Annotated in this window: 17 protein-coding genes; 7 read left to right on the forward strand and 10 right to left on the reverse strand. The window is 72.0% G+C overall.

Going from position 1 to position 15,823, the window contains the following annotated elements:
• Window positions 1-60: 60 nt before the first annotated feature.
• A complete protein-coding gene (locus DEJ43_RS31930; RefSeq protein ID WP_015037561.1) occupies window positions 61-342 on the forward strand; it encodes a hypothetical protein in 282 nt (93 codons plus the stop codon).
• Here the strand turns inward: DEJ43_RS31930 and DEJ43_RS31935 are convergent.
• The 3 genes from DEJ43_RS31935 to DEJ43_RS31945 are packed head-to-tail and all read right to left on the reverse strand — an operon-like array spanning window position 339 to window position 2,019.
• Window positions 339-1,049 carry a class I SAM-dependent methyltransferase gene (locus tag DEJ43_RS31935; RefSeq protein WP_015037562.1) on the reverse strand — a complete coding sequence of 237 codons (711 nt, stop codon included), beginning with the start codon at window positions 1,047-1,049 and terminating at the stop codon, window positions 339-341. The genes DEJ43_RS31930 and DEJ43_RS31935 overlap by 4 nt on opposite strands.
• 44 nt (window positions 1,050-1,093) lie before the next feature.
• A complete protein-coding gene (locus tag DEJ43_RS38410; protein ID WP_015037563.1) occupies window positions 1,094-1,594 on the reverse strand; it encodes a hypothetical protein in 501 nt (166 codons plus the stop codon).
• Window positions 1,588-2,019 (reverse strand): ATP-binding protein, encoded by a 432-nt coding sequence (locus tag DEJ43_RS31945; RefSeq protein WP_015037564.1) that lies wholly within the window; start codon window positions 2,017-2,019, stop codon window positions 1,588-1,590. The genes DEJ43_RS38410 and DEJ43_RS31945 overlap by 7 nt, the downstream gene beginning before the upstream one ends.
• Before the next feature lie 262 nt (window positions 2,020-2,281).
• Between DEJ43_RS31945 and DEJ43_RS31950 the strand changes: the two genes are divergently transcribed.
• The 3 genes from DEJ43_RS31950 to DEJ43_RS31960 all read left to right on the forward strand — a co-directional run bounded on the left by DEJ43_RS31950 (window position 2,282) and on the right by DEJ43_RS31960 (window position 4,287).
• Window positions 2,282-3,157, forward strand: coding sequence for a helix-turn-helix domain-containing protein (locus DEJ43_RS31950; RefSeq protein ID WP_015037565.1), 876 nt, complete (start codon window positions 2,282-2,284; stop codon window positions 3,155-3,157).
• Entirely contained in the window at window positions 3,158-3,394 is a 237-nt protein-coding gene (locus DEJ43_RS31955; protein ID WP_015037566.1) for a DUF397 domain-containing protein, read from the forward strand.
• Window positions 3,395-3,468: 74 nt separating this feature from the next.
• Complete coding sequence (locus DEJ43_RS31960; RefSeq protein ID WP_015037567.1) at window positions 3,469-4,287, forward strand: SAM-dependent methyltransferase; 819 nt, start codon at window positions 3,469-3,471, stop codon at window positions 4,285-4,287.
• 88 nt (window positions 4,288-4,375) lie between these two features.
• On the opposite strand, the gene DEJ43_RS31965 is transcribed toward DEJ43_RS31960, so the two are convergent.
• Window positions 4,376-6,262 carry a M64 family metallopeptidase gene (locus tag DEJ43_RS31965; RefSeq protein ID WP_015037568.1) on the reverse strand — a complete coding sequence of 629 codons (1,887 nt, stop codon included), beginning with the start codon at window positions 6,260-6,262 and terminating at the stop codon, window positions 4,376-4,378.
• Between the two features lie 91 nt (window positions 6,263-6,353).
• The gene (locus tag DEJ43_RS31970) at window positions 6,354-7,697 is read right to left on the reverse strand and encodes a 6-phospho-beta-glucosidase (RefSeq protein WP_041663115.1); all 1,344 of its coding nucleotides are present in this window, start codon (window positions 7,695-7,697) and stop codon (window positions 6,354-6,356) included.
• Window positions 7,698-7,821: 124 nt separating this feature from the next.
• Between DEJ43_RS31970 and DEJ43_RS31975 the strand changes: the two genes are divergently transcribed.
• The gene (locus DEJ43_RS31975; RefSeq protein WP_181399405.1) at window positions 7,822-8,271 is read left to right on the forward strand and encodes a YchJ family protein; all 450 of its coding nucleotides are present in this window, start codon (window positions 7,822-7,824) and stop codon (window positions 8,269-8,271) included.
• 45 nt (window positions 8,272-8,316) lie between these two features.
• Here DEJ43_RS31975 and DEJ43_RS31980 read toward each other — a convergent pair whose 3' ends face one another.
• From DEJ43_RS31980 to DEJ43_RS31990, 3 genes are all read right to left on the reverse strand, one after another.
• Window positions 8,317-10,428: an MDR family MFS transporter gene (locus DEJ43_RS31980; RefSeq protein ID WP_015037572.1), complete on the reverse strand. Its 2,112-nt coding sequence runs from the start codon at window positions 10,426-10,428 to the stop codon at window positions 8,317-8,319.
• Window positions 10,429-10,525: 97 nt separating this feature from the next.
• The gene (locus DEJ43_RS31985) at window positions 10,526-10,777 is read right to left on the reverse strand and encodes a hypothetical protein (RefSeq protein ID WP_015037573.1); all 252 of its coding nucleotides are present in this window, start codon (window positions 10,775-10,777) and stop codon (window positions 10,526-10,528) included.
• Between the two features lie 396 nt (window positions 10,778-11,173).
• Window positions 11,174-12,232, reverse strand: coding sequence for an ATP-dependent DNA ligase (locus DEJ43_RS31990; protein WP_041663118.1), 1,059 nt, complete (start codon window positions 12,230-12,232; stop codon window positions 11,174-11,176).
• A gap of 52 nt (window positions 12,233-12,284) precedes the next feature.
• Here DEJ43_RS31990 and ligD point away from each other — a divergent pair, with 52 nt between their 5' ends.
• Entirely contained in the window at window positions 12,285-13,316 is a 1,032-nt protein-coding gene (ligD, locus tag DEJ43_RS31995) for a non-homologous end-joining DNA ligase (RefSeq protein ID WP_015037576.1), read from the forward strand.
• Between the two features lie 76 nt (window positions 13,317-13,392).
• Here ligD and DEJ43_RS32000 read toward each other — a convergent pair whose 3' ends face one another.
• Window positions 13,393-14,181, reverse strand: coding sequence for an IclR family transcriptional regulator (locus tag DEJ43_RS32000; protein WP_015037577.1), 789 nt, complete (start codon window positions 14,179-14,181; stop codon window positions 13,393-13,395).
• A 194-nt stretch (window positions 14,182-14,375) separates the two neighbouring features.
• Between DEJ43_RS32000 and DEJ43_RS32005 the strand changes: the two genes are divergently transcribed.
• Window positions 14,376-14,633, forward strand: coding sequence for a WhiB family transcriptional regulator (locus DEJ43_RS32005; RefSeq protein WP_015037578.1), 258 nt, complete (start codon window positions 14,376-14,378; stop codon window positions 14,631-14,633).
• A 37-nt stretch (window positions 14,634-14,670) separates the two neighbouring features.
• Here the strand turns inward: DEJ43_RS32005 and DEJ43_RS32010 are convergent, their stop codons facing one another.
• Complete coding sequence (locus tag DEJ43_RS32010; RefSeq protein ID WP_041663120.1) at window positions 14,671-15,645, reverse strand: acyl-ACP desaturase; 975 nt, start codon at window positions 15,643-15,645, stop codon at window positions 14,671-14,673.
• Window positions 15,646-15,823 lie beyond the last annotated feature (178 nt).

A 15,823-nucleotide genomic window follows, 5' to 3' on the forward strand; every position in this document is an offset into this window, starting at 1 on the left:
CCCGCCGCTCCGGGACCCGACCGACCCGCCGGCCCACCTTCCGGCCCACGGGCGGTGACCATGTGCGTCACGGTGCGCAACGGCTCCGCCGCGCGGCTGGACCTCGCGGTGGTGACGGTCATGGCGCGGGACGGTGCGGGCCGGGAGCTCGGGCAGGTCTTCGACGCGACGCCCGACCTGGGGATCGGGCTCGCGGGCAGCGTGGCGCCGGGAAAGCGCGCGGTCGCCGCGTACGGCTTCGACGTCCCGCCGGGCAGCGGGTCGGGGAGTTCCGTCCTCGACGTCGAGGTGAGGATCGGTTTCGACCGCCCTCCGCTCCTCTGGACGGGGACGGCTCCCTAGCCCTTCCGGGCCACCACCAGGCGGCAGTGGGGGCTGCCGTCGTCGCGGCGGCCGAGGGTTTCCACCGGGGTGAGGGAGACGTGGAAGCCGGCTTCCTCCAGGCGGGCGCGGACGTCCGGGAGGCGGAAGGTGCGGTAGTACATGACGAACGGCGGGCGCCAGACCGTGTTGCGGACGCGCATCGCGGCGTCGAATCCCCACAGGATCCAATAGAGGCGGGAGCCGACCGGGGGCGGGGCGGGCAGGGGGAAGGCGAAGGTGCCGCCGGGCCGGAGGGAGGCGTGGACCTGTGCGAACAGGGTGCGCTGTGCGGCGGGCAGGAAGTGGCCGAAGGCGCCGAAGCTGACCGCGAGGTCGAAGACCGGGCCGAACGGCAGGGCCAGGGCGTCGGCGCGGACCAGATCGGCGGTGGGGTGGGCTTCGCGGGCCCGGGTCAGCATGCCCGTACTGAAGTCGACGCCGGTGATCCGGCCCGCGCAGACCGAGCGGAGGACGTCGAGTCCGGCGCCGGTGCCGCAGCAGACGTCGAGGCCCGTGTCGAAGGGGCCGAGGGTCTCCAGGGTCCGGCCGACCGCGGTCAGGAGGCGGTCGGAGGTGCGGAACGGGGTCGCGTCGAACTTGTCCGCGAGCAGGTCGTAGCCGTGCTCGACGGAGGAGAGGGCCTGGACGGTCAGCTCGCGGAGGCTGGGACCCTGCGGGGTGAACATGTCCCCGAGCCTATGCCGTCACGGACCGTGCGGGGTGGCGCGTCTCAGAGTGCGCTGCGCACGGGGGGCCCGGCCCAGGACGGCGCGATCCCGGTCAGCTGGCAGACCAGCAGGTAGAGGGGGATGGGCGGTGTGTAGGGGGAGGTGCCGTCGGGGTGGTGGATGAGGCGGGGCCTGCGGTCGGGGATCTCGGCGCCGCGGGCGTAGCAGGAGGGCAGCGGCCAGGTCACGTCGTGGTCGGAGCCGGCGGGGACGAGCCACCACCACCAGTCGGAGTCGGCGTAGACGCAGCCCTTGGCGGGGAGGCGGGAGAGGATCTTGAAGCCGAAGCGGGCGGGGACGCCGACGGCGTCGCAGCCGAGTCCGGTGTGCAGTCCGACGGGGACGGCGAGGCGGGTGGTGCCGAGGTCCCGGGAGTGGGCGGCGCCTCGGGTGCCGGGGCGGAGTCCGGGGGAGCGGCGGGGCTCCGGGAGGCGCTCGGCGGCGGACGGCCCACGGTTCCCGGGGAGCAGCGGGATCATGCGGGTGGCCATCGACCTCAGCACGGTTCCCCCATGCCGTGGGCCAGTTCCGCCCAGACGATCTGCGCCGTGCCGTGGCCGGTGCGGTCGGCGCCCCAGGCGGTGCAGACGGCGTCGACGATGAGGAGTCCGCGGCCGCGTTCCTCCTCGCCGCAGTCGCGTATCCGGGGTCCCGCGGGGCCGCCTTCGTCGCGGACGGATATGCGGAGCGTGTCCTCGCCCTCGCGCAGTTCGCATATGAAGCGGTCGCTGGCGGTGTGGACGACGGCGTTGGTGACGAGTTCGGAGACGACCAGGGCGACGGTGTCGCGGATGTCGGGTCCGCAGCCCCAGAGGATGAGGCGTTCCTCGGCGAGTCTGCGGGCGCGGGCGACCGAGCCGGTGAGGGCGGGGAGCTCGAAGGCGAAGCGGCGCACGGGATCGGTCTGCGGCTGCGGGCGCTGGGCCATGACTCGGGGACTCATGAGACCTGAAGGCTGCGCGTTACCAGAAGCCACGACCGGTTCCTCACAACAGTGGGCAGGACTGCCGTACGGCGCTGTCGCCGGGGCGCGGTGGCGCACGGCGGCAGCGTGTACTGGTTCACCGGAACACTGTCCTCCTGAGTCGGACACTTGGCAAGTGGCACTCTGAAATTTGCAGAGTGCTGTGTTCTCTCTGGCCCGGCTTCGTGGCACACTCGTCGAAACAGTGCGTCGGGGAGGTCTGAGAGTGAGCGAGCCGCGGTCCGCCCCCACGGTGGGACAGGTCGTTCTCGGCAGGCGCCTGCAGGATCTGCGGGAGCGGGCCGGCCTGAAGAGGGAAGAGGCCGCGAAGGTCCTCCGGGTCGCCCCGGCCACCGTCCGGCGGATGGAGACCGCCGAGGTCGCGCTGAAGATTCCGTACGTGCAGCTCCTGTTGAGGGAGTACGGGATCACGGACTCCGAGGCGGAGGGCTTCATCGCCCTCGCGGAGGAGGCCAACCTCCCCGGCTGGTGGCAGCGGTTCCACGACGTGCTGCCCGGCTGGTTCTCCATGTACGTGAGCCTGGAGGGGGCCGCGAGCCTCATCCGGGCCTATGAGCCCCAGTTCGTCCCCGGTCTGCTCCAGACCGAGGACTACGCCCGCGCCATTCTGCGCAGCGGGGCGGTCGGTGGCGGCAGCGATGCCGGCAAGGACGAGGACGCCGAACGGCATGTAGCCCTACGGATGGAGCGCCAGTCCCTGCTCACCAGGGAGGACGCCCCGAAGTTCTGGGTGATCATGGACGAGACGGTGTTCCGCCGACCGGTCGGTGACGGGCCCGAAGTGATGCGCGACCAGCTCGACCGGCTGCTCGAAGCGTCGGAGCTGCCGAACGTCACCCTGCAGATCGCGGAGTTCGCGTCCGGCCACCATCCCGGCACCTACGGACCGTTCGTCCTCTTCCGCTTCGCCATGCCCGAACTTCCGGACATGGTCTACAGCGAGTACCTGACCGGCGCCGTCTATCTCGACGCGCGCCCCGAGGTGGCATCCCACCTGGAGGTCATGGACCGCATGGCGGCTCAGGCCGCGACTGCACAACGCACGAAGGAGATTCTCCGGAATCTCCGCAAGGAGCTGTGAATGGATCGCATATACAACGGCATGCCCGCCGCTGAGCTCGGTGCCGAGGGCTGGCACAAGCCATGGAGCGGCGGGAACGGGGGCAACTGCGTGGAGGCCATGAAGCTGGCCGACGGCAGAGTCGCCGTGCGACAGTCCGCAGACCCTGAAGGACCAGCGCTCATCTACACCCACGGGGAGATCGCCGCTTTCATCCAGGGGGCCAAATCCGGTCAGGCTGACTTTCTGCTCACCTGACCCCTTCCGCCCCACCCCTACCGTCGCGTAACTCTTGTTGTAGCGCCACTCGTTCATCCCGACCAGGAGAGCCGATGACCCAGGACCCCGCAGCTCCGCGGAGTGAGATACGCATCGACACCAGCACGCCGCATCCGGCCCGGATGTACGACTGGTTCCTGGGCGGCAAGGACAACTACCCGGTCGACGAGGCCATGGCCCGTCAGCTGCTCACCGTCGACGCCAGGGGCCGGGACATGGCCCGCGTCAACCGGGCCTTCATGCACCGCGCCATCCGCTGGCTCAGCGCCCACGGCGTCCGTCAGTACCTGGACGTCGGTACGGGCATCCCGACCGAGCCCAACCTGCACCAGATCGCGCAGGAGGCCGCGCCGGAGTCCCGCATCGTCTACTGCGACAACGACCCGATCGTGCTCGCGCACGCGGCCGCCCTGCTGCGCTCGACCCCGGAAGGGGCCACCGAGTACATCCAGGCGGACGCCCGCGAACCCGAGATCATCCTGGAGAGGGCCGGAAAGGTCCTTGACTTCGATCAGCCCATCGCGCTGTCGATGCTCGCGCTGCTGCACTTCGTGGGGGACGAGGACGGCGCGTACGAGCTGGTCCGCAAGCTTGTGGACCAGCTGGCGCCCGGCAGCTACCTCGTCCTCTCGCACGTCACCGGGGACTTCAACCCGGAGGGCGCGGCGGAGGCGGTCGCGATGTACAAGGCGCGCGGGCTGACCCTGCGGCCCCGCTCGCGGGACGAGCTGGCCGCGTTCTTCGACGGCCTGGAGTTCGTCGAGCCCGGCGTCTCGCTCACCGCCGAGTGGCACCCGGAGCTCGGTGAGCCGGTTCCGGTGCCGGGCGACGAGCCCATTCCGGGCTGGGCCGCGGTGGCCCGCAAGCCCTGACCGGGCGTCAGCCGCCAAGGTACGTAAGGGATGAGGCCCCGCCGGCAGTACGGCGGGGCCTCGTTCCGTCCCCGACAGGACGCACCCCCTACGGCTTGACCATGGTCACCAGGAACTCGTGTGCCGGGCCGACGTTGCCGGCCGCGTCGATCGTGCGGTGCTCGATCCGGTGGGTGCCGTAGTCGGGGGTCGCGTCGTCCCACGGCACCGCCCGGCTGCGGCCGAGCTTCCCGTACACGAGGTCGTCGATCACCGTGCCGCCCGGGGTGAAGCGGAACGGCGCGTCCGCGTCCGTCGGCCAGCCGTAGTACGTGTACCAGCCGTCCCCGTCGACCCGGAACTGGCTCACCACCGCGCCCTCCTGGTCGTCCCGCGCGGTGAGCCGCATGGTGAACGGCCCGTCGTACACGTACTCCACGGGCCGGCCGTGCCGCCCGACCGTGCGCAGGGGTGCGGAGAGTTCGTACGATGAGGTGGCCGGCCGGGCGTCCACGGTCCAACTCAACTCCTCGTCGGTGCCCGCGAGCCGGGCCGTGAGGGTGTGCGTGCCCGTGGTCACCCGGAGCGAACGCAGGTCCAGGTCGCGGTCGTTGGGGCCGGTGGAGACGGGCCGACCGTCGAGGCGCCAGCGGACGGCGGGGACGCGGTCCACCGGATGGGTGGTGTCCGCGTGGACGACGGACCGGGCGCCGACGGGCCGGCCGAGGGGCGTGTGGCCGGTGAACGCGGTGCGGGTGCCGTCCCGCACGGTGGTGAGCGAGGTGTCCACGGTCCAGCCGACGGTCCGGGTGAGCGCCGCGGAGGCGCGGACCGCCGGGTCGCGGACGAAGGGCGTCGGGTCGCTGACGACCGCCGTGAGCGAGTGCCGGCCGGGGGCGAGCCGCAGCGTGCGCAGGTCGATCGTGCGGGCGCCGTACGTGGGCAGCGGCCGTCCGTCCAGGCGCCAGGTCACGGTGAGCGCGCCGCCCACCGGGTGGAGGGTGTCCACCCAGACCGTGCGGTCCGCCCCGATCGGCGCCGTCGCCGGCGTGTGGTCCTGGACCAGGTTCACCTTGGCGGAGATCGCCTTGACCATGACCTCGCGCTCCACCTGGTCGAAGGCGTAGCCGAGGGTCTTCATCAGGGAGTGACGGCTCGGCCGCCAGACGCCCGCCGTGGTGTACATGCCGCCCTCGAAGCGGCCGATGGTGCCGCCCGACTCGCTCTCCTCGCCGAGCCAGCGCCACCACTTGGCCCGCTGGTCCAGCATCTGGCGTTCCGTCAGGAGGGTGTGGTGGGCGGAGGACGGCTCGGGCCCCGAGTAGCTGCCGCCCGGCACTCCGCGCCCGTAGTAGTCGTACTCGTCCTGGAGTCCGCCGAGCGAGTGGCCTATCTCGTGCGGGGTGATGAGGGAGGAGAGGGCGTTGCCGCCGGAGGCGGTGGCGTATCCGCCGCCCGCGCCACCGTAGGTGGAGCTGTGCGCGAGGGCGACGACCTGGCGGTTGGCGCGGTTCGTGCCCGGGACGAGATCGGCGAGCGCCGCCGCCTTGTCGCTGTCGACGGTCAGCAGCCGCTGCACGCTGTTCGGGTCGCAGCCGCCCCAGAAGCCCATGTCGAGCGCGGTGTCACGGGCCGGGGCGTCAAGGCCGGGGTCGCAGTCCACCCCCGACTGGGCCGAAGGGGCCTCCACCGCCCACACGTTGATGTACGAGCGGTAGGAGGCGAAGGGCTCGATGCTCCACAGGGTGTTCAGGTGCCGTTCGAGGTCCGCCCGGAAGGCCGGCATCTCCGCCGCCGTGTAGCCGTCGCCCATGAACACCAGGTTGAACCGGCGGTCGGCGGGGCCGGTGGTCTGGACGGGGACGACGACCGGACCGTTCCCGCGCGTCGGCGTCTCCGCCGCCGCCGGGACGGTTCCCACCAGTCCGGCGGCCAGAAGGCAGGCGGTGACGAGCCGGGCCACCCCTCGTCGAACTCCTGTGCGCTGTGAGGTCATGGGGCGCGAGCCTAGGACGCGCCCCCGGCCCCGTAAAGGTGTTCCCCGGCCGTACGGTTCCCCGACGGCCGGAACCCTCGCATCCGCCCGATCAGTGGCGTAGGTACGAAAGACCCGCGTGCTCGGCCGTGTAGCCCTCCACCAGGCGGCGGGCCACCGTCACCGAGTCGACCAGCGGATGGAGCGCGAAGGCCTTGACGGCGCTCGCCCGAGAGCCGCTCTCGGCTGCCGCGAGCACCTCCCGTTCCACCGCCTTCACCGCGGTCACCAGGCCGACCGCGTGGTACGGGAGGGGGGACACCGACAGCGGGTGGGCGCCGTTCGCGTCGACGAGGCAGGGCACCTCGATCACCGCGTCCGCGTCGAGCGCGGCGAGCGTCGTGCCGTTGCGGACGTTGAGGATCAGCGTGGCCCGCTCGTCCCGGGCGACGGCCCGCATGAGGGCGAGCGCCACCTTCTCGTAACCGCCCGACTCCAGGTCCTCCTCGTCGCGCTCCCCGATCCCGGCCGCCTCCCGGTTGGCCGCCATGTAGGTGGCCTCCCTGTCGGCGAGCGTCCGGTGCCAGGTGGCCAGGGCGGGCGTGTCCGGCTTGCCCATCTCCTGGTAGAAACCGGCCTGTTGGTCGCGGAGGTAGGCGCCGCGGGTCCGCTCGGCGCTCCGGTAGGCCTGTACGGCCTCCCGGTTGAAGTAGTAGTAGTGCAGGTACTCGTTGGGGATCGCGCCCAGCGAGCGCAGCCACTCCGCGCCGAACAGCCGGCCCTCCTCGAAGGAGTTCAGCGCCTCCTCGTCGGCGAGCAGCCGGGGCAGTTCGTCCCGGCCGTCGATCCGCAACCCCCTCAGCCAGCCCAGGTGGTTGAGGCCCACGTAGTCGATCCAGGCCTCGTCCGGGTCTGCGCCCAGGATGCGGGCGACCCGGCGGCCGAGGCCCACCGGGGAGTCGCAGATGCCGATGACCCGGTCACCGAGGATCCGCGACATCGCCTCGGTGACCAGACCCGCGGGGTTGGTGAAGTTGATGACCCAGGCGTCCGGGGCGAGTTCGGCGATCCGGCGGGCGATGCGGACGGCCACGGGCACGGTCCGCAGCCCGTACGCGATGCCGCCCGCGCCCACCGTCTCCTGGCCGAGCACGCCCTCGGCGAGCGCGATCCGCTCGTCGGCCGCCCGGCCGTCGAGACCGCCGACCCGGATCGCGGAGAACACGAAGTCCGCCCCGCGCAGGGCCTCGTCCAGGTCCGTCGTCGCCGTGACCACGGGCGCGTCCGGCACCCCCGCGCCCTGCTCCGCGAGGACCCGGGCGATCGCCGAGAGCCGCCCCTCGTCGAGGTCGAAGAGGGTGACGCGGGTGACCCGTCCCTCGGCGTGGTCGCCGAGGAGAGCGCCGTACACCAGCGGCACCCGGAACCCGCCGCCTCCGAGAATCGTCAGTTTCATGCCCGTACGCTACTCGGACGCGCCCGCTGAGCAGCGGGATTCCCGGCCGGCGTCCACGCCGCCGTCCACATGCCGGGCGCCGGGCCGCGCGTCCGGCGGGGGGAAGGTGGGGGAGAATGCCCCCATGTCCCGACGCAAGACCCGCCCCCGTACGTCCACCGCCCGCGTGTCCGCCCCCGCCGTGACCGCGCAGTCGCCCTGCCCCTGCGGACTCGACGCCCCGTACGGCGCGTGCTGCGGACGGTTCCACGCGGGTACGGGCGGGACGGCGCCCACCGCCGAGCTGCTGATGCGCTCCCGGTACAGCGCCTTCGTCGTCCGCGACGAGCCCTATCTGCGGCGCACCTGGGCCCCGGAGACCCGGCCGGGCGAGATCGACTTCGACCCCGGTCTGCGCTGGACGGGCCTGGAGATCGAGGGGACCACCGAGGGCACCGCCTTCCACCAGCACGGCACCGTCACCTTCACCGCCCGCTACGTCCACGGCGGCGAGCCCGGCGCGATGCACGAGCGCAGCCGCTTCGCCCGCCACGAGGGCGCCTGGGTGTACGTGGACGGCGACGTCGACGCGTAGCCGCCCGGGGCGGAACCACGGGGCCGGGCGCGGTCCGGCGTTGGCTCAGCCTCCCGTCGTCCGGGTCAGGGCGCGCCCGCCGTCGCGGTCGAGCGACCGGTCGGGGAGTCCGTTCGCGAGGTCCTCGGCGACGACCTTCTTGGCGATGGCGTCCGTCGCCATCCGCAGCTCGGGTCCGCTGGGCCGGCCGATCTCCTGCTCGACGCGGTCGGACAGCCAGTCGCCCCACGCGTGCGTGATGACGTCCGCCTCGCGTTTGCCGGCCGGGGTGTGGGAGAGCAGATGCCCGTCGCGGGTCAGGAACCCCTCGTCGACCATCCGGTCGAAGACCGGCAGCAGCACCTCGGGCGGGACCCGCCGGCCCGCGGAGATGAGCCCCAGGCTCGCGTGGCCGACCGTCCGCGTGTACAGCTCGACCTGCATGACCGCCCACGCCCCGGCCGTGTCGAGCCGGGTGTCGGAGGTGTCGAGGATCCGCCGCGCGGTGGCGAGGTCGATCCGGCGCATGATCCTGCCCACGGCCAGTTCGAGGTGCTGTGCGGAGTCGCCCGACGAGGTCGGCGAGGAGAAGCCCTCGCCCATGTCGGGTGCGGCGGCCCGGGCCGAGTCGCGGAGCGTCACCTGCTTGAGGAAGAGCGCGACGACGAAGCCGACGGCGGCGACCGGGACGGTCCAGAGGAAGACGGTGTGGAGGGTGTCGGCGTAGGCGTTGACGATGGGCTCCGCGACCTGCTCCGGCAGCCCGTGCACCCCGTCCGGGCTCTGCGCCGCCCGCGCCACGGCCGCCGGGTCCAGCCCCTGGCTCCCGGCCACGGCGGAGGCCTCGGCGACGCCGGTCTTGAGGTTGGGCGTGAGGGAGTTGACGTAGATCGTGCCGAAGACGGCGGTGCCGAAGGAGCTGCCGAGCGTACGGAAGAAGGTGACGCCGGAGGTGGCGGTGCCGAGGTCGGCGTAGTCGACGGTGTTCTGCACGGCGATGGTGAGGACCTGCATGCACAGGCCGATGCCGACGCCCAGCACGAACATGTACAGCGAGGCGAGCCAGGCGCTGGTCTCCGGTCCCATGAGGGACAGCAGATAGAGGCCGAGCCCCATCACCAGACAGCCGAGGATCGGGAAGATCCGGTAGTGGCCCGTCTTGCTGACCACGTTGCCGCTGAAGATGGAGGCGATGAGCAGGCCGATGACCATGGGGAGGGTGCGGATGCCGGAGACGGTGGCCGAGTCCCCGTCGACGTACTGGAGGTAGGTCGGCAGGAACGTCATCGCGCCGAGCATCGCGAAGCCGACGACGAAGCTCAGCACGGAGCACACGGTGAAGACCGGATTGCCGAACAGCCGCATCGGCAGCATGGGTTCGGCCGCGCGGGTCTCGACCCAGCAGAACAGGGCGAGGGCGACGATCCCGCCGGCGAAGAGGCCGATGATGACGCCGGAACCCCAGGCGTACTCGTTGCCGCCCCAACTGGTCGCCAGGATCAGGGCGCTCGATCCGGCGGCGACGAGCGCGATGCCCGCGTAGTCGATGACCGGCTTGCTCGCCGAGCGTAGGGAGGGGATCGTGCGGGCGGCGGCGATGACGACGAGGATCGCGATGGGGACGTTCACGTAGAACGCCCAGCGCCAGGTCAGGTGGTCGGTGAACAGGCCGCCGAGGAGCGGGCCGATGACGGTGGAGACGCCGAACACGGCGCCGATCGCGCCCTGGTACTTGCCGCGTTCGCGCAGCGGGATCACATCGGCGATGAGCGCCATCGAGGTGACCATGAGCCCGCCCGCGCCGATGCCCTGGAGTCCGCGCCAGACGATCAGCAGCGTCATGTTGGTGGCCAGTCCGCAGAGGAACGAGCCGGTGATGAACACGACGGCCGAGATCTGGAAGATCACCTTGCGGCCGAAGAGATCGCCGAACTTGCCGACGAGGACGGTCGCGACCGTCTCCGCGAGCAGGTACGAGGTGACCACCCACGACATGTGGGCGGCGCCGCCGAGGTCCGAGACGATCGTGGGCAGTGCGGTGCCGACGATCGTCTGGTCGAGGGCGGCGAGGAGGACACCCAGCATGATCGTGCCGAAGACGATGTTGCGGCGGCGGCTGTCGAGCACGGGGGGCTCGGCGGCGGGGGGCGCGGGCGCTGCGTCGCTGGTCGTGGTCACCTTCGCAGCGTCACATCGCGCCTGACCCGGTGCATGCGGGGTAGGCCGAACGGGCGGCCCGGCAGGGCCGTGGCCGTCGGGCGGGACCGCCGGCCCGTCAGGGCGTGACGGGCAGCTTCGGGTGGTGCTTGGCGAGGATCTTGTTGGCGCGGGCGAGCGCGGCGAGCGCGTGCTCACGGTCCGCCCGGTCCTCCGCGCAGAGCGGCCCCCGGAAGCGGTAGACCTCGCGCGCCGCGCAGTCCGCGTCGATCTCGGCCTGGAGGACGTGCAGCGGCAGGCAGGAGCCGATGAGCGCGGCCACGCGGTCGGGGATCGGGACGGGAACGAGGCGCGAGGGCGAGGTGATCACGGGTCAGTCCTAGTGGGTCCGGGAAGCGTACGGAAGTGTCTTCCCTCCATACGTACCGGATCGCCGTACGGGTTCCGGCACGGTGATGTCGCGGTGGGGCAACGGCGCGGGGACCCTCGGGTGCGTCGCGCGGACGGGGGGCGGCGCGACCGGCGCCGGTCGCGGTCCGGGGCGGGGGACGTTCTCGCAGGTACGGGGGTGGGTGGCGGGCGCGGGATTGCGCACGCTCCCTGCGAATCGCCCGCGCGTACGGCGAACACGCGGTCGATATGGGCCGGTTGGGGATCATGAGGGCAGCGTCGAGTGTGAAGCATCTCACGTCACGGACCGGTGGATTCCGAACGGCCCGCAGCCCCGGAGCAGTCGAACGGAGTCCGGCGGGTCGAACGTTCGCGGCTAGCCGAGGATCTCCGACAGGTCGTACGAGACGGGCTCGTCCAGCTGCCCGTACCCGCAGGACTCCGGCGTCCGGTCCGGGCGCCACCGCTTGAACTGCGCCGTGTGGCGGAAGCGGTCGCCCTCCATGTGGTCGTACCCCACCTCGCAGACCCGCTCGGGCCGCAGCGCCACCCACGACAGGTCCTTCTTCCCCGACCAGCGGCTCGGCGCCCCCGGCAGTCGCGCGCCGGCGTGCGCGGCCTCCTCCGCCCAGGCCGCCCACGGGTGCCCGTCCGGCGGGTCCATCCGGAGCGGCTCGAGCTCCTCGATCAGCTCGGCGCGCCGCCGCGCGGTGAACGCCGCGCACACGCCGACGTGCTGGAGGGCGCCCTTGTCGTCGTACAGGCCGAGCAGCAGCGAGCCGACCACCGGTCCGCTCTTGTGGAAGCGGTAGCCGGCCACGACGACGTCCGCCGTCCGCTCGTGCTTGATCTTGTACATGAGGCGGGCGTCCGGCCGGTAGGGCAGGTCGAGCGGTTTGGCGATCACCCCGTCGAGGCCCGCGCCCTCGTACTGGTCGAACCAGCGCGCGGCGAGCTCGGGGTCATGGGTCGCCGGGGCCAGGTGGACCGGGGCGTCGACGCCGGCGAAGACCCGCTCCAGGGTTGCCCGCCGCTCGCTCAGCGGGGTGTCGAGCAGGGCGTCGTCCCCGAGGGCCAGCAGGTCGAAGGCGACGAACCGGGCCGGGGTGGTCTCGGCCAGCATGCGGACCCGGGAGTCCGCCGGGTGGATCCGCTCGCTGAGCCGGTCGAAGTCGAGGTGCCCCTCGTGCTCGATGACGATCTCGCCGTCGACCACGCAGCGCTCCGGCAGCCGGGCCGCGAGGGCCTCGACCAGCTCGGGGAAGTACCGGGTGAGGGGTTTGCCGGTACGGCTGCCGATGACGAGCTCCGGCCCGTCCCGGTGCACGATCGCGCGGAAGCCGTCCCACTTCGCCTCGTACTGCATCCCGGGCGGGATCCGCTTCACGGACTTGGCGAGCATCGGTTTCACGGGCGGCATCACCGGAAGATCCATGAGGCGATTGTCCGGTATGCGGGACTTGTCGGCGAGCCCTAGGCTGACCGGCATGGCAGGCAAGGCGGCAGCGGTGGAACTGGAAGTCGGCGACCGGACCGTACGCGTGTCCAATCCGGACAAGGTGTACTTCCCCGAACCCGGCTACACCAAGCTCGACATGGTCAGCTACTACCTGGCCGTGGGCGACGGCATCACGCGCGCCCTGCGCGACCGCCCCACCACCCTGGAGCGGTACCCCGACGGGGTGACCGGCGAGTCCTTCTTCCAGAAGCGCGCCCCGAAGTACCTGCCCGACTGGATCCCGACCGCCCACATCACCTTCCCCAGCGGCCGCTCGGCGGACGAGATGTGCCCCACCGAACCGGCGGCCGTGCTCTGGGCCGCCAACCTCGGCGCCGTGACCTTCCATCCCTGGCCGGTACGCCGGGACGACACCGACCATCCCGACGAACTCCGCATCGACCTCGACCCGCAGCCCGGCACCGACTACGCCGACGCCGTCCGCGCCGCCCACGAACTGCGCGCCGTCCTCGACGAGCACGGGCTGCGCGGCTGGCCGAAGACATCCGGCGGACGCGGGCTGCACGTCTTCGTTCCGATCCTGCCCCACTGGACGTTCACGCAGGTCAGGCGGGCCGCCATCGCCTGCGGCCGGGAGCTGGAACGGCGGATGCCGGAGCAGGTCACCATCAAGTGGTGGAAGGAGGAGCGCGGCGAGCGGATCTTCGTCGACTACAACCAGACCGCCCGCGACCGCACGATCGCCTCCGCCTACTCCGTACGCCCGCGGCCGCACGCCCCCGTCTCGGCGCCGCTGCGGTGGGAGGAGGTCGACGACGCCGTGCCGCAGGACTTCGACATCAGGTCGATGCCGGCCCGGTACGCCGAGGTCGGTGACGTCCACGCGGACATGGACGACGAGCGGTTCAGCCTGGAGTCGCTGCTCGAACTGGCCCGGCGGGACGAGGCGGACCACGGGCTCGGTGATCTGCCGTATCCGCCGGAGTACCCGAAGATGCCGGGCGAGCCCAAGCGGGTGCAGCCGAGCCGCGCGAAGAAGGAGCCGGCGGAGGGGGAGTAGGGGCGGCCCGCAGCCGGGCCAGGATGCCCCGCCCCGCCCTGGCGTACGGGCGGGTGTCGCCCCCGCCGTCAGCCCGTCAGCCCGTCCGGGCGCCTGGCTCACGGCGCTCCGCCGGAGGGATCAGCAGGACCTCCAGGGCCCGGGCGCAGGCCCGTGCCTGCGTCAGGTACCAGTCCAGCCGGGCGTCGGTGATCAGCTCAGGGGCCGCGCGGACCGCGAGCGCGAACCGCGCGTGCCCCGCCCGCTCCAGGACCGGTACGGCCAGGGTCCGCCCCCCGTGCGCCGCCCCGTCGTCGAGGGCGTACCCCGCCTGCCGTACGCGCGCCAGCTCCGCCGTGAGCGGAGGTTCCAGCCTGGTGTGTCCGGCGAGCGCGTACAGCGGCGGCAGCGGACGCGGTGCGGACTCGCCGGCCGGGGGCCAGGCGAGCAGCACCCGTCCCGGCGCCGTCGCGTGCAGGGGACGCCGCAGCCCCACCTTCGGGGTCACCGAACCGCCCGCGACGATCACCACGTCGGGGCCGCTGCGCAGGGCCAGGTCGGTGCTCGCGCCGGTCCGTTCGGCGAGGTCGGACAGCTCCGGAGCGGCCAGGTGGAGCCCCCGCTGGTGGTACGAGAGCCGCCCGAGCTCCGTCATCGCGGGGCCGAGCCGGTAGCGCGCGGTCCTGGCGTCCTGTTCGAGGAAGCCCGCGCCGAGCAGGGTGCGGGCAAGCCGGTGCGCCGTGGAGGTGGCGAGCCCGAGCCGCCGCGCGAGATCGGAGGCGCTCAGGTCGGGCCCGTTGTCGTGAAAGCAGTGCAGCACGTCCAGCGCACGGCGGACCGCCTGGGCGCCCGCAGGGGGTCGGACGGTGCCGGCCTCGGTCGTCATAGGGTTCGCTCCCGTGGGTGATCGGATTCCCACGCTCCCACATGGCGGCAGCCGGATCAGGGCCCGAACGAGCCCGGAAACACACCGTTCACACCCGTCCCGCGGTCTCGGCGCGCCGCGTTGCATACGGCGCCGCGAGGCGCATTGATCGAACGTTGATGGCTCGTTTAGGGCGCTCCGGCAAGGTCTACGGCATGCAGACCTACACGACCGTACTCACCGCACCGGAGCCCGACATGTCCTGGCAGGAGAACGCTCTGTGCGCCCAGGCCGGGCCGGAGTTCTTCTTCCCGGCGCCCGGTTCGTCCACCCGCGAGGCCAAGCAGCTCTGCGGGGCCTGCGAGGGGCGGGTGGCATGCCTGGAGTACGCGCTCAGCAACGACGAGCGGTTCGGGGTGTGGGGCGGTCTGTCCGAGAAGGAGCGGGTGCGGCTCAAGCGGCAGGGCCGATGAGCCACTGCCGGGGAGCCGCCTCTCCTCGGCTCGGGCGTCAGCCGGCCGCGCGGGCGGCCATCCGGGCCTTGCGGGCGGCGAGCTTCTCGTCGAACTTGCTGGCCTCGGAGTCCAGACCGTTCATGTACAGCCCGAGCTCCTCCTGGGCCTGCAGGCCCTCGGGGCCCAGACCGTCGATCTGGAGCACCTTGAGGAAGCGGAGGACGGGCTGGAGGACGTCGTCGTGGTGGATGCGCATGTTGTAGATCTCGCCGATCGCCATCTGCGCCGCCGCCCGCTCGAAGCCGGGCATGCCGTGTCCTGGCATCCGGAAGTTGACCACGACGTCCCGCACGGCCTGCATGGTCAGGTCGGGGGCGATCTCGAAGGCCGCGCCCAGCAGGTTGCGGTAGAAGACCATGTGCAGGTTCTCGTCGGTGGCGATCCGGGCCAGCATCCGGTCGCAGACCGGGTCACCGGACTGGTGGCCGGTGTTGCGGTGGGAGATGCGGGTGGCGAGCTCCTGGAAGGCCACGTACGCCACGGAGTGCAGCATCGAGTGACGGTTGTCCGACTCGAAGCCCTCGCTCATGTGCGCCATCCGGAACTGCTCCAGCTTGTCCGGGTCGACGGCCCGTGAGGCGAGCAGGTAGTCGCGCATCACGATGCCGTGCCGGCCTTCCTCGGCGGTCCAGCGGTGCACCCAGGTGCCCCAGGCGCCGTCGCGGCCGAAGAGGCTGGCGATCTCGTGGTGGTAGCTCGGGAGGTTGTCCTCGGTGAGCAGGTTGACGACGAGGGCGATCTTGCCGATCTCGGTCACCTTCGACTGCGACGGGTCCCAGGCCTCGCCGTCCTCGAAGAAGCCGGGGAAGTTCCGCGCGTCGGACCAGGGCACGTACTCGTGCGGCATCCAGTCCTTGGTGACCTTGAGGTGCCGGTTGAGCTCCTTCTCCACGACCTCTTCGAGCGCGTAGAGCAGCCGCGCGTCGGTCCACCCTGTCGAGCTGCCGAGGTGGGGAGAGGTGAGCGTCACGTGGACTCCTGGGGACGGAGAAGGGCATACGGGCATACCTACGGATTCGTAGGTTACGAGACCGTAGGTTAAGGCTCCGTAAGGCGTCGGCCAAGCCCGTCCGGGCGATGTCCGGTTACGTTCCGTTATGTGCGCTGCTCGGGCCGGGGCGCCGGAGACGCAGGTCACGTCCGTGGTG

This window comes from Streptomyces venezuelae ATCC 10712 (assembly GCF_008639165.1).
Classification (GTDB): Bacteria; Actinomycetota; Actinomycetes; order Streptomycetales; family Streptomycetaceae; genus Streptomyces; species Streptomyces venezuelae.

Coding starts and splice junctions, on each gene's coding strand:
- DEJ43_RS31975 (WP_181399405.1), top strand. CDS start 7,822: ATGTCCCGACGCAAGACCCGCCCCCGTACGTCCACCGCCCGCGTGTCC.
- ligD (WP_015037576.1), top strand. CDS start 12,285: ATGGCAGGCAAGGCGGCAGCGGTGGAACTGGAAGTCGGCGACCGGACC.
- DEJ43_RS31960 (WP_015037567.1), top strand. CDS start 3,469: ATGACCCAGGACCCCGCAGCTCCGCGGAGTGAGATACGCATCGACACC.
- DEJ43_RS31965 (WP_015037568.1), bottom strand. CDS start 6,262: ATGACCTCACAGCGCACAGGAGTTCGACGAGGGGTGGCCCGGCTCGTC.
- DEJ43_RS32000 (WP_015037577.1), bottom strand. CDS start 14,181: ATGACGACCGAGGCCGGCACCGTCCGACCCCCTGCGGGCGCCCAGGCG.
- DEJ43_RS31935 (WP_015037562.1), bottom strand. CDS start 1,049: ATGTTCACCCCGCAGGGTCCCAGCCTCCGCGAGCTGACCGTCCAGGCC.
- DEJ43_RS32005 (WP_015037578.1), top strand. CDS start 14,376: ATGCAGACCTACACGACCGTACTCACCGCACCGGAGCCCGACATGTCC.
- DEJ43_RS31970 (WP_041663115.1), bottom strand. CDS start 7,697: ATGAAACTGACGATTCTCGGAGGCGGCGGGTTCCGGGTGCCGCTGGTG.
- DEJ43_RS31930 (WP_015037561.1), top strand. CDS start 61: ATGTGCGTCACGGTGCGCAACGGCTCCGCCGCGCGGCTGGACCTCGCG.
- DEJ43_RS31955 (WP_015037566.1), top strand. CDS start 3,158: ATGGATCGCATATACAACGGCATGCCCGCCGCTGAGCTCGGTGCCGAG.
- DEJ43_RS31945 (WP_015037564.1), bottom strand. CDS start 2,019: ATGGCCCAGCGCCCGCAGCCGCAGACCGATCCCGTGCGCCGCTTCGCC.
- DEJ43_RS31990 (WP_041663118.1), bottom strand. CDS start 12,232: ATGGATCTTCCGGTGATGCCGCCCGTGAAACCGATGCTCGCCAAGTCC.